This is a genomic window from Variovorax ginsengisoli, assembly GCF_030486595.1.
Classification (GTDB): Bacteria; Pseudomonadota; Gammaproteobacteria; order Burkholderiales; family Burkholderiaceae_C; genus Variovorax; species Variovorax ginsengisoli_B.
Genome location: NZ_JAUJZH010000015.1, coordinates 1 through 12,265, shown reverse-complemented (window position 1 = coordinate 12,265; position 12,265 = coordinate 1). Strand labels below are relative to the sequence as shown.

At 69.8% G+C, this 12,265-nt stretch carries 9 protein-coding genes and 1 pseudogene; 4 read left to right on the top strand and 6 right to left on the bottom strand.

Annotated elements, in window-relative coordinates:
• Positions 1-94 precede the first annotated feature (94 nt).
• On the top strand, positions 95-433 hold the full coding sequence (locus QZH52_RS20150) for a hypothetical protein (protein WP_301812377.1): 339 nt from the start codon (positions 95-97) through the stop codon (positions 431-433).
• A gap of 77 nt (positions 434-510) precedes the next feature.
• On the opposite strand, the gene QZH52_RS20145 is transcribed toward QZH52_RS20150, so the two are convergent.
• The 6 genes from QZH52_RS20145 to QZH52_RS20120 are packed head-to-tail and all read right to left on the bottom strand — an operon-like array spanning position 511 to position 4,715.
• Positions 511-1,332 (bottom strand): LytR/AlgR family response regulator transcription factor, encoded by an 822-nt coding sequence (locus tag QZH52_RS20145; RefSeq protein ID WP_301812375.1) that lies wholly within the window; start codon positions 1,330-1,332, stop codon positions 511-513.
• A gap of 2 nt (positions 1,333-1,334) precedes the next feature.
• A complete protein-coding gene (locus QZH52_RS20140; RefSeq protein ID WP_301812373.1) occupies positions 1,335-2,393 on the bottom strand; it encodes a sensor histidine kinase in 1,059 nt (352 codons plus the stop codon).
• Positions 2,390-3,427, bottom strand: a complete 1,038-nt coding sequence (locus tag QZH52_RS20135) for an alpha/beta hydrolase family protein (RefSeq protein WP_301812372.1) — start codon at positions 3,425-3,427, stop codon at positions 2,390-2,392. The genes QZH52_RS20140 and QZH52_RS20135 overlap by 4 nt, the downstream gene beginning before the upstream one ends.
• Positions 3,424-3,714, bottom strand: a complete 291-nt coding sequence (locus tag QZH52_RS20130) for a 2TM domain-containing protein (RefSeq protein WP_301812370.1) — start codon at positions 3,712-3,714, stop codon at positions 3,424-3,426. The genes QZH52_RS20135 and QZH52_RS20130 overlap by 4 nt, the downstream gene beginning before the upstream one ends.
• Before the next feature lie 24 nt (positions 3,715-3,738).
• Positions 3,739-4,260 carry a DUF6622 family protein gene (locus QZH52_RS20125; RefSeq protein WP_301812369.1) on the bottom strand — a complete coding sequence of 174 codons (522 nt, stop codon included), beginning with the start codon at positions 4,258-4,260 and terminating at the stop codon, positions 3,739-3,741.
• A gap of 41 nt (positions 4,261-4,301) precedes the next feature.
• Positions 4,302-4,715 (bottom strand): DUF2306 domain-containing protein, encoded by a 414-nt coding sequence (locus QZH52_RS20120; protein ID WP_301812368.1) that lies wholly within the window; start codon positions 4,713-4,715, stop codon positions 4,302-4,304.
• A 217-nt stretch (positions 4,716-4,932) separates the two neighbouring features.
• Between QZH52_RS20120 and QZH52_RS20115 the strand changes: the two genes are divergently transcribed.
• The 3 genes and pseudogenes from QZH52_RS20115 to QZH52_RS20105 form a co-directional block, all read left to right on the top strand.
• Positions 4,933-6,225, top strand: a complete 1,293-nt coding sequence (locus QZH52_RS20115) for an efflux RND transporter periplasmic adaptor subunit (RefSeq protein ID WP_301812365.1) — start codon at positions 4,933-4,935, stop codon at positions 6,223-6,225.
• 10 nt (positions 6,226-6,235) lie between these two features.
• Positions 6,236-9,349: an efflux RND transporter permease subunit gene (locus QZH52_RS20110; protein ID WP_301812544.1), complete on the top strand. Its 3,114-nt coding sequence runs from the start codon at positions 6,236-6,238 to the stop codon at positions 9,347-9,349.
• Positions 9,350-9,719: 370 nt separating this feature from the next.
• A pseudogene (locus tag QZH52_RS20105) lies at positions 9,720-12,057 on the top strand (efflux RND transporter permease subunit); the annotation flags it as partial.
• Positions 12,058-12,265: the final 208 nt, after the last annotated feature.

Genomic DNA, 12,265 nt, shown 5'->3' with positions numbered 1-12,265 from the left:
ACGATCTTCACGCAAGGCCGTGCACCAGGTTCACACCTCGCGCGTTCAATACATGACATGGGCGGCCAATACCCGCCTTCACAGGAGTTTCACGATGAGCCTTACCCGCACCACCTTTTTCAAATGGGCTGCCGCCGGCGTCGTTGCCGCCGGAGCCTTGTTCGCCACGGCATCGGCCAGCGCGGCCGTCGGCTGGTCGGTGGGCGTCAACGTGCCCGGCGTGGCGATCGGTGTCGCCACTCCGCAGCCCTACTACGCACCCGCCCCGGTGTACGTTGCGCCGGCGCCGGTCTATTACCCGCCGCCTCCGGTCTACTACCGCCCGGCACCGGTGTACTACGCGCCGCCTGCCGCCTACTACCGGCCGGCTCCCGGCTACTACCGTCCGGGCCCGGGCTACTACCGCCATCACGGACACGGGTACTACCGCTGAGCGGCCGATAGCCTCTTTGTTTTGCTGTCACCATGGAAAACCGGCCCCGTCGAACGGGCCGGTTTTTTCATGTCGGTTCACATGGCACGGAACAGGTGCGCGTAGAGCCGGCTGACCGGTATCCGGTCGTCCCGGCCCCGCAGGCTCAGGTGCTGGCGGCCGGTCTCGTCGCGGTGCACCGCCTCGATCGCGCTGCTGCGCACGACCACCGCGCGATGCACCTGCCAGAAGATGTCGGGGTCCAGCTGCGGCAGCAGCTGCTTCAGCGGCGTGCGGATCAGGTATTCGTGGCCGGCGGTCAGGACGCGGACGTACTTGTCGGCCGCCTCGAAATACAGCACCTCGTCGACCGGGACCATGCGCACCGTGGCGCCGCCGGCCTCGCTGGCGGCGATGAACCTGAGCGGCCCGCCGTTGGGGGCCGGCGCCGCCGCGGCACCGGCCAGCAACTGGCGCCACTGGGCCAGCGTCCGCTCCAGCGCGGCGGGCTCGGCGGCCGCCGCGGGCGCCTGGGCCGCCAGCGCCTGCTGGAGGCGCGCGACCGTCTTGCGCAGCCGTTCGGGCTGGACCGGCTTGAGGACGTAGTCGATCGCCTGGGTCTCGAAGGCGCGCGCCGCGTATTCGTCGTAGGCGGTGACGAACACCAACTGCGGCATCGGCGCCTCGTCGGCCGGCCAGGTGTCGGCCAGTTCGGCGGCCGCGCCCAGGCCGTCCTGGCCTGGCATCCGGACGTCGAGGAACAGCACCTGCGGCAGCCGTTGCAAGGCCTCCCGCACGGCGCTGGCACCGTCGCCGACGCAAGCGACGACCTCCAGGTCGGGCCAGGCGGCGGCCAGTTCGGCGCGCAATGCCTGCGCCAGCAGCGGTTCGTCTTCGGCGATGAGGGCGGTGGCTTTCATGATCAGGTGGGAAAGACGACAGTTGCGAGGGTTCCGCCCGCGGCCGTGGCCTCGAGGTTCAGGCTGCCGCGCGCGCCGTAGACCGTGGCGAGGCGCTCGCGCACCTGCGTGACGCCGAAACCGCCGCCGTCGGACGGCGGCGCGGCGCCGAGCCCGACACCGGTGTCGAGGATCTCGATGCGGATCTGCGGCAGACCGTCGGCGGCGCGGTTCTCGCGCAGCGCCCGAATGCGGATCTCGCCGCCCTCGACCTTCGGCTCGAGCCCGTGGCGGATGCTGTTCTCCACCAGGGGCTGCAGCAGCAGCGGCGGCACCGGCAGGTCACGCAGGGCGTCGGGCAGGTCGAGCGCGAAGCGCAGGCGCGGACCCATGCGCACCGACATCAATTCGAGGTAGTCGCGCAGGCGTTCGAATTCGCGGGCCAGCGGATGCGCCGTGACGCGCGAGGCGGCGAGCGTGACGCGCAGGTAGCTGTTGAGGTGGTCGAGCATCTCGACCGCCCGCGGCGGATCGACCGTGATCAGCGCCCGCAGGTTGGCCAGCGTGTTGAACAGCATGTGCGGCTCGAGCTGGGTCTCGAGCAGCTTGAGCTTGGCTTCGCCGGCATCGCGTTCAGCGGTCGCGATCTTGGCGGTCAGCGCCGCAGCCTTGCCGCGCGCATGGAAGTAGAAGATGGCAGCAGCACTGGCGACGACGGTGATGACCAGGCTGATGGTGTTGTCGCGCGGTGTGGAGACATTGGTGTAGCCGAACAGGCGGTCGCCCACGCGGTCCCCCACCAGGAAGCCGCAGCCGATGCCCACGACCGCCAACAGCAGCCCGCGCCAGCCCTTCGGCCAGCCATGGCCGCCGGTGCTGTCGGTATGGCAATGGCGCTCGTCGACGAGGTGGCGCCCGAATTCGATCACGGCCCAGACGACGAGGCCCACCGACAAGGCATAGCTGACCTGCATCAGATAGCCCTTGCTCGGCCAGATTGCGGTGGTCAGCACCGCCACCACGCAGCAGAACGCCAGGACTTGCAGGAAATGCCGGCCAACACTGAGCCAGTGAATCTTCATGGCGCCAGATTCTGGATGAAGAAGCGGGTGATGGCGTCGTAGACGCCGGCGAGGCTCGCCCGGTCGAAGCCCGGCGGGTCGTTCAAGAGCCGGGCCGCGCGGTCCGGCAGGTCCGGCACCTGCGGCGACAGGATCGAGCCGTGGCCCGCGGTGGGCATGTCGGCGACCAGTGTGCAGCGGGCACCGCAGGCGGCGCGCACCGCGTCGATGTGCCATTGCGGGGCGAGCCACTCGTCGTGGCCCGCGCGCACGAGTCCGAGGGGAATGCGGGGATTCGCGAGCGAGCTCATCTCGATGGTGGCGGCCATGGGCACCGCCGCTACCGCCGCAGTGACCCTTGGGTCTGTCCAGGATTCGAGCGCGGTCTGGCTGCCCAGCTTCCAATCGATCACCCGGCGGGAAGCCGCGAGGCGCAAGCCATCCAGCATGCCGCCCGTGAGCGAAGTCGCAAGGCCCACGCAGGCCGGGAAGTCCTGCGCCAGATGCGCCTGGCAATGCGCGTTCAGCAGGGCGGGCGACCAGCGCGCGCCGGCCAGGGTCAAGGCAGTCAGGCCGCCGGCGGACATGCCGTAGACGCCGACGTGGCTGAAGTCGAGCAGCGGCGCGAAACGCGCGTCGGCGGCCATCGCATCGATGGCTTGGGACACCTCCCTGGGGCGATGGCGCCAGGTGGGCGGACCGACGTCGCGCATGTCGCGGTAGTTGTCGCCGGCGTGCTCGGGCATGGCGACCGTGAAGCCGGCATCGACCAGCGCGATCGCCAGGTCGGCCTGCGGCCAGGGGGAGCCGCCCGAGCCGTGCGACATGACGACCAGGTGCCCGTTGCCGCGCAGCGGCGCCGCGTCGGACGCCAGCTCGAACGCGAACGGGCCGCGGACGAAGCGGGTGGCCGGCGCGGCGGTCGGGAAGAACACAGTGACCGGACCGGTCTCGGGCGGTGCCGGCAGCACGGCGACACCGGTGGCGGCCGACGCCGCGTGGCCCAGGGCGCCGAGCAGCGCCAGCGCCAGCAGGCGCCGCAGGCCCGCCGTCACCACGGGTCCCCCTTGGCGTCGGCGGCCAGCCTGGCGCGCTCGCGCTCGACCATGCGGCCGAGCAGGGCGCCGCCCGGCGGCAGCATCCAGACCGACAGGCCGTGGGCCAGCAAGCCGACGCCCCAGCCGAGCAGCGGGTAGATGGCCCAACTGCGGCCGCTGGCCAGCGACAGGGCGACCAGCCCGAGGTTGACGAGGGCGTAGACCGCCGCATGGGCGAACCAGCCCAGCTTGGCCTTGGCCCGCCGCAGGGCGAGTTTCTCGATGCGCGCTTGATCGATGGACATGAGGGACTCCCGGGTCGAATGGAATCAGGCGCCGCCGACGTTGTACAGCGCGCGATCCTCGCGCAGCGCCAGCTTCCAGAGCCGGAGCGCGCGACCGGCGAAGACGCCGCTGAAGAAGCCGTACGTCAGGGGCACCGCGAGCGCGAAGGTGGCTTCGTGGCGGATATCAGGATGCATCGCGAGCGTCGCCCCCACAGCGTACTTGGTGAAGAAGATGCCCATCATCAGCGCCAGCGGCACCGCGCTGCCGGCCAGGTGGAAGGTGCGCGACGCCGGTGCATAGCGCGTGCTGGCCGGCAGCCCGCGCTGGAGCACCAGCGTCAGGGCCACCAGGGCGGTGGCGGCCCAGGCCAGCAGGGCGGTCGGCGAATCGCCGAAAGCCGAGGTCACGCCGAAGATCGACAGGCCGGTCATCGCGATCGGCATGACCGTCACACGGCCCAGTCCGACGCTGTTCGCGAACAGCTGCTTGGCGCCGAGCCACACCAGGGCCGCGAACAGGACGAACACCCACTTGGGCGTGTGCAGGAAGATCTGGGTCAGCATGGCTGATTCTCCGTGAGAGGCTGAGGAAGGAGGGTTCTGGTTCAGGCCACGCCGAGCCATTGGCCCCAGAGGATCTGGCCGAGGTAGCGGCTCGGCAGCAGGGTGAAGGCGCCGGCGACGATGCAGGCGCTGATGTAGGTCGCCTGCATGGCGATGCGGTGGCCGCGGATGTCGCCCTTGGCGAGCTTCCAGAAGGCGCGCGACAGGCCGAAGAAGGTGGTCGGCACCAGCAGGTGCACCAGCGTGTAGCCGCCGATGTTGGGCAGCCTGAAATCGCGGATGAAGAGCGCCGACAGCGCGGCCATGACGATCAGCGTGACCCAGGCGTAGCCCAGTGCGCGGTGCAGGCGAGGCCGCTGGGTCCGGCTCTGTCGGGCCCAGAGCACCACTGGCCCGAGGGCCAGGGCGGAGGCGGCGGCGGCGAGGTGGACGGCGATCACGGGGGACATCTGCATGGTGGGCTCCTGAAGACGATGGGGGGGACTGTGCCGAGGCTCCCGGGCGCCCGCCACGGCCATGCGACGAACTGCAGCCGGGCGGCGCCAGTTGCATTCGGTGATCGCCGGACGCACGCGGTCAACGCCGGCTTTACCGAGGCTTTACGGTTCGTAAGGGCTGGGCGCTACGATTCAGCGATCCACTACGGGCTGCCGATTCCACGCCCACTCACCGATGTCGTCCCCCATTCCCGAGCCCGCCACCGACCACCTTCCCGCGATCCGCCCTGTTCCTTCACGACGGCGGCGCTGGCTCGGCAGCCTGGTGGCGCTGGCCTTGGTGCTGGGCCTGGCCGTGGGCGGCTGGTACCTGATCAAGCGCTCCGGCGAGCCGGCCGGCGGCCGGCCGAACTTCGGCGGCGCCAGTTCCACGGTCGGCCACGCGGCCGCCAGGCGCATGCAGATGCCGATCGTGATCGACGCCCTCGGCACCGTGACGCCGCTGGCCACCATCACACTCAAGCCGCAGGTCGGAGGCGTGCTGACCGAGGTGCTCTACACCGAGGGCCAGTCGGTCGCAAAGGGCCAGTTGCTGGCCCGCATCGACCCGCGTCCCTATGAGCAGGCCTTGATGCAGGCCCAGGGCACCCGGGTGCGCGACGAGGCCCAGCTCGAGGCCGCGCGCGTGACGCTGTCGCGCTACCGCACGCTGCTGACCCAGGACTCGATCGCCCGCCAGGACGTCGACACCCAGGCGGCGCTGGTCAAGCAGCTCGAAGGCGCCGTGATCACCGACCGCGCCGCCGAGGCGGCCGCCAAGCTCAACCTCGACTACACCCGGATCACCGCGCCGGTGGCCGGACGCATCGGATTGCGCACGGTCGATCCGGGCAACAACGTGGCGGCCAACGCCAGCACCGGCATCGCGGTGATCACCCAGATGAACCCGATCGACGTCCAGTTCGCGGTGCCGCAGGACCGTGTGCCCGACATCCAGGCCCAGCTCGCCAAGGGCGAGGCGCTGCAGGTCAAGGCGCTCGACCGGGTGCGCAGTGCGGTGCTCGACACCGGCGTCTTCTCGACCCTCGACAACGTGGTCGACACCAGCACCGGCACGGTGCGGGCCAAGGCGCGCTTCGCCAACAACGGCACGCCGCTGTTCCCGAACCAGTTCGTCAACGTTCAGATGGTGCTGCGCACCGTCGATGCGCTGGTGGTGCCGGTCACCGCGGTGCGCATCGGGCCCAACGGCAACTTCGTCTACGTGGTCAACGAGGACCGGACGGTGTCGGTGCGCAACGTCAAGCGCGGCGACGCCACGGTCGACGTGGTGGCGATCCTCGACGGGCTGACGGCCGGCGAGGATGTCGTCACCGAAGGCGGCGACCGCCTGAAGGACGGCGCCCGCGTGGCGCTGCAGGGCGACAAGCCGGCGACGGCGCCGCGGCCGGGCGCGTCCGGTCCGCGCGGCCCGCGTGCGCCCGGCAGTCCGGGCGGCGAGGGCAGGCGCCAGCGGCCGCCGCAGTGAGGCAGACGTGCTGAGTCCTTCACGTCCCTTCATCGAGCGGCCGGTCGCGACTGCGCTGCTCATGGTCGCGATCGTGCTCGCGGGCCTGGTCGGTTTCCGATTTCTTCCGCTGGCGGCGCTGCCGCAGGTCGACTATCCGACGATCCAGGTGCAGACGCTCTACCCGGGCGCCAGCCCCGAGGTCATGAGCCGCACCGTGACCGCGCCGCTGGAGCGCCAGTTCGGCCAGATGGCCGGCCTCGACCGCATGAGCTCGACCAGCGCCACCGGCGTCTCGATCGTCACCTTGCAGTTTGCGCTCGACCAGACCCTGGACGTCGCCGAGCAGCAGGTGCAGGCGGCCATCAACGCCGGCGGCTCGCTGCTGCCGGCCGACCTGCCGGCGCCGCCGGTGTACGCCAAGGTCAACCCGGCCGATGCGCCGATCCTGACCCTGGCCGTGAGCTCCGAGACCATGCCGCTGACCGAGGTGCAGAACCTGGTCAACACGCGGCTGGCGCAGAAGATCAGCCAGGTCGGCGGTGTCGGGCTGGTGTCGCTGTCGGGCGGCCAGCGCCCGGCGGTGCGCATCCAGGCCAACACCAACGCGCTGGCCGCGGTCGGCATCGGCCTGGACACCCTGCGCACCGCGATCGCGGCGGCCAACGCCAACAGCGCCAAGGGCGGCTTCGACGGCCCGAAGCGGGCCTACACGATCAATGCCAACGACCAGCTGGTCACCGCGGCCGACTACAAGAACCTGATCGTCGCCTGGAAGAACGGCGCGCCGGTGCGCATGACCGATGTGGCCCGCGTCATCGACGGCGCCGAAAACACCCAGCTCGGCGCCTGGGCCGGCTCGGATTCGAGCGCCGCGCCGGGCGCGCAGGACGGCAAGCTCTATCCCGCGATCATCCTCAACGTGCAGCGCCAGCCCGGCGCCAACGTGATCGGCACTGTCGACGGCGTCAAGAAGCTGCTGCCCGAGCTCGAAGCCTCGCTGCCCGGCGCGCTGAAGGTCGAGGTTCTGAGCGACCGCACCACCGGCATCCGCGCCTCGGTGCGCCACGTGCAGCTCGAGCTCGCGCTGGCGGTGGTGATGGTGGTGCTGGTGATCTTCTTCTTCCTGCACAGCCTGCGCGCCACCGTGATCGCCAGCATCGCGGTGCCGATCTCGCTGATCGGCACCTGCGGCCTGATGTACCTGCTGGGCTACAGCCTCAACAACCTGAGCCTGATGGCGCTGACCATCGCGACCGGCTTCGTGGTCGATGACGCGATCGTGATGATCGAGAACATCGCGCGCTACCTCGAAGAGGGCGAGCCGCCGTTCCAGGCCGCGCTCAAGGGCGCGACCCAGATCGGCTTCACCATCATCTCGCTGACGGTGTCGCTGGTCGCGGTGCTGATCCCGTTGTTGTTCATGGGCGACGTGGTGGGGCGGCTGTTCCGCGAGTTCGCGGTGACCCTGGCGATCACGATCCTGATCTCGGCCGTGGTCTCTCTGACCCTGGTGCCGATGATGTCGGCGCGCTGGCTCAAGCCGCAGGCCGAGGAGGGCGGGCGCTTCGGGGCCGCGGTGCAGCGCTTTTTCGATCGCGTCATCGCGCGCTACGACACCTGGCTGCAATGGGTGTTCCGCCACCAGCCGCTGACCTTGCTGGTGGCGCTGCTGACGCTGGCGCTGACGGTGGCGCTGTACGTGCTGATTCCCAAGGGCCTGTTTCCGACCCAGGACACCGGGCAGCTCAAGGCGCGGGTTCTGGCCGCGCAGGAAGTGTCCTATGCGCGGATGGCCGAACTGCAGCAGTCGGCGGCCAACATCGTGCTGGCGGACCCGGACGTGCAGAGCCTGAGTTCGGTGGTCGGCGTCGATGCCGCCAACAACATGGCGCTCAACACCGGCAGCATGCTGATCAACCTGCGCTCCGGCCATGACAGCCAGGCCGTCGTGATGCAGCGGCTGCGCGACCGGGTGCGCGAAGGCGTGGCCGGCGTGTCGCTCTACTTGCAGCCGACCCAGGACCTGACCATCGACGCCGAGACCGGGCCGACCGAGTTCCGGGTCTCGCTCGAAGGCGCCGACACGGCGACGGTGAACACCTGGGCGCAGAAGCTGGTCGAGCGCCTGCGCAGCGTGCCGCAGGTGCGCAACCCGACCACCGACGCCGGCGGCCAGGGCCTGTCGGCCTACGTCGACATCGACCGCAACACGGCGTCGCGGCTGTCGGTGACGGCCAGCTCGGTCGACGATGCGCTCTACAGCGCCTTCGGCCAGCGGATCGTCTCCACCATCTTCACCGAGACCAACCAATACCGGGTGATCCTCGAGGCCGATCGCGAGTCGCTGTCCTCGCCGGAGGGCCTGGGCACGCTGCAGCTGCGCACCGGCGCCGGCACGGCGACGCCGCTGTCGGCGCTGGCGACGGTGCGCGAGCAGTTCGCGCCGCTTCAGGTGACGCGGGTGGCCCAGTATCCGGCCGCCACCATCGGCTTCGACACGCCGCCGAACGTGGCGCTGGGCAAGTCGGTGGCGGCGATCCGCGCCGCGGCCAAGGACATCGCGCTGCCGCCGAGCGTGACCATGACCTTCCTCGGCGCCGCCGGGGCCTACGAGAAGTCGCTCACCAACCAGCTGTGGCTGATCCTGGCGGCGGTGGTCTGCGTCTACATCGTGCTGGGGGTGCTCTACGAGAGCTACATCCACCCGCTGACCATCCTGTCGACCTTGCCGTCGGCCGGCGTCGGCGCGCTGCTGGCGCTGATGGTGACCGGCAACGACCTCGGGGTGATCGGCATCATCGGCATCATCCTGCTGATCGGCATCGTCAAGAAGAACGCGATCATGATGATCGACTTCGCGATCGACGCCGAGCGCAACCAGGGCAAGGGGCCGCTGGAGGCGATCCACCAGGCGGCGCTGCTGCGCTTCCGTCCGATCCTGATGACCACGCTGGCGGCGCTGTTCGCGGCACTGCCGCTGATGCTGGGCTGGGGCGAGGGCGCCGAGCTGCGGCGTCCGCTGGGTCTGGCGATTTTTGGCGGGCTGGTGGTGAGCCAGGTGCTGACCTTGTTCACCACGCCGGTGATCTACCTGGGCTTCGATCGGCTGGGGCGGCGGTTCGGGGCGAGGGCGGTGGGATGAGCTTCCTTGCTGTTTTCGTTGCACGGGCGCCCGGCATGCCGTGTGGGCCGAGCGACCCCACTGCGCCGGCCCTTCGGGCCGGGCTTGGGGGTGATCAAAGATCCGTGTCGTCTCCAACGTCGATGCAACCCCAACGTCTCAGCGGTGGCGGGCGGTATGCCCTGGGCCGGCCGTTGAGGCACCGCCGAGCAGCGGAGCGGCAGGCGGATCAGGGCCGCGCGTGTTTGAGTGGAGCGCAGCGGAGCGAGTTTGCGCGGACCCCGCCTGTCGCGAGCAGCGCAGGGAAGCCCGAAGGGCCGGTGACGTCGGCCGGCCCAGGGCATACCGCCCGCCATCGCCGCCCCGAATCGACGACGTGCGGAGAGGAAATATGAACCTCTCCAAGCCCTTCGTAGAGCGCCCCATCGCCACGATGCTCCTGACCATAGGCATCGCCCTGGCAGGCATCGTCGCCTTCTTCGTGCTGCCGGTCTCGCCGCTGCCGCAGGTCGACTACCCGACCATCTCGGTGCAGGCCAGCCTGGCGGGCGCCAGTCCGAGCACCATGGCCTCGAGCGTCGCCACGCCGCTGGAGCGAAGGCTCGGCATCATCCCGGGCGTCAACGAGCTGACCTCGACCAGTTCCAATGGCTCGGCCCGCGTCACGCTGCAGTTCGACCTGAGCCGCAACATCGACAGCGCCGCGCGCGAGGTGCAGGCCGCGATCAACGCCGCCCGCGCCGACTTGCCGGCCACGCTGCGCAGCAACCCGACCTACCGCAAGCGCAACCCGACCGCGGCCCCGGTCGTGATCCTGGCGCTGACCTCGAAGACCCGCACGCCGGGCCAGATCTACGAGGCGGTCTCGAACATCGTGAGCCAGCGGCTGTCGCAGGTCGAGGGCGTCGGCGAGGTCGAGATCGGCGGCGGTTCGCTGCCTGCGGTGCGGGTCGAGCTCGAGCCCTTTGCACTGAACCGCTTCGGCATCAGCACAGAGGACGTGCGCGCCGCGATCCAGGCCAACAACGCCAACCGGCCGAAGGGCGCGATCGAGACCGCCGACCGCCGGCTCCAGATCTACACGCCGGCACCGGGGCGCTATGCCGCCGAGTATCGCGACATGGTGATCGCCTGGCGCAACAACGCCGCGGTGCGACTGGGCGACGTCGCTCGCGTGATCGACAGCGTCGAGAACACGCGCACGCTGGGCTTGTTCAACGGCGAACCCGCGGTGATCGTGCTGGTGACGCAGTCGCCCGGCGCCAACATCATCGAGACCGTCGATGGCGTGCGCGAACTGCTGCCCGAACTGCGCGCGCAGCTGCCGCAGGACATCGACGTCCAGGTGGCGTCCGACCGCACCAACACCATCCGCGCCTCGCTGCGCGAGATCGAGATCACGCTGATGATCTCGGTGGTGCTGGTCGTGCTGGTGGTGGGCTTGTTCCTGCGCAAGGCGCGCGCCACCATCGTGCCGGCGGTGGCGACCGTGGTCTCGCTGCTCGGCACCTTCGGCATCATGTACCTGCTGGGCTACAGCCTCAACAACCTGAGCCTGATGGCGCTCACCGTCGCCACCGGCTTCGTCGTCGACGACGCGATCGTGGTGCTCGAGAACACCACCCGCCACGTCGAGGCCGGCATGAACCGCGTCGAGGCCGCGCTGCGCGGCGCCCGCGAGGTCGGCTTCACGGTGCTGTCGATCAGCCTGTCGCTGGTGGCGGTGTTCATCCCGCTGCTGTTCATGGGCGGGCAGGTCGGCCGGCTGTTTCGCGAATTCGCGGTCACGCTGTCGGCCTCGGTGCTGATCTCGCTGGTGATCTCGCTCACCACCACGCCGATGCTGTGCGCCATGCTGCTGCGCAGCGAGGCCGATGAAGCCAAGGGCAAGCCGCCCGGGCGCCTGCGCGCCTGGTTCGGCCGTGTCGGCGAGCGGGCCTGGAACGGCACGCTGCGCACCTACGCCCACAGCCTCGACTGGGCCCTGGCCAGCAAGGGCGTGGTCGTGGTGGTGCTGCTGGCGGTGATCGGCCTCAACGTCTATCTGTTCAACGCCATCCCCAAGGGCTACTTCCCGCAGCAGGACAACGGCCAGCTCAATGCCGGGCTGCGCGCCGACCAGAGCATCTCGTCGGCGGCCATCGCCGACAAGCTGCGCCAGGCGGTGGACATCATCCGCAAGGACCCGGCGGTCGACACGGTGGTCGGATTCTCGGGCGGGGGACGCTCGGGCGGCGGCTTCATGTTCGTCAACCTCAAGCCGGTGTCGCAGCGCACCGACAAGACCCAGGCGGTGATCGACCGCCTGCGCCCCCAGCTCAACCAGCTGACCGGCCTGCGCGTTTTCCTGAGCCCGGTGCAGGACCTGCGCATGGGCGGGCGCTCGAGCAACTCGAGCTACCAGTACACGCTCAAGAGCGACAACCTGGGCGACCTGCGCGCCTGGTCGACCAAGCTCGCCAACCGGCTGCGCGAGGAGACCGCGCTGACCGACGTCGACAGCGACGATGCGGACAACGGCGTCGAGACCTTCGTCGACGTCGACCGCGATGCCGCGGCCCGGCTCGGCGTGAGTTCGTCGGCGGTCGACAGCGCGCTCTACAACGCCTTCGGCCAGCGCTCGGTGGCGACCATCTACGACGAGCTCAACCAGTACTCGGTGGTGATGGAATGGGCGCCGCGCTTCCAGCGCTCGCCGATCGTGCTGAAGGACCTGTACGTGCCGTCGACCTTGCAGACCAGCACCGACGCCAACGGCCAGTCGATCACCAGTTCGATCAAGAACACGACCGACGCCAACACCGGCACTTCGACCACGGTGTCGGCGGCGGATTCAACCGGTCGTCGCAACACCGGGTTGTCGAACGGATTTTAGATACTCGTTCAAGGTCTCAGCCGGTGTCTTCCAGCCCAGTGTTTTGCGCGGCCTGTTGTTCA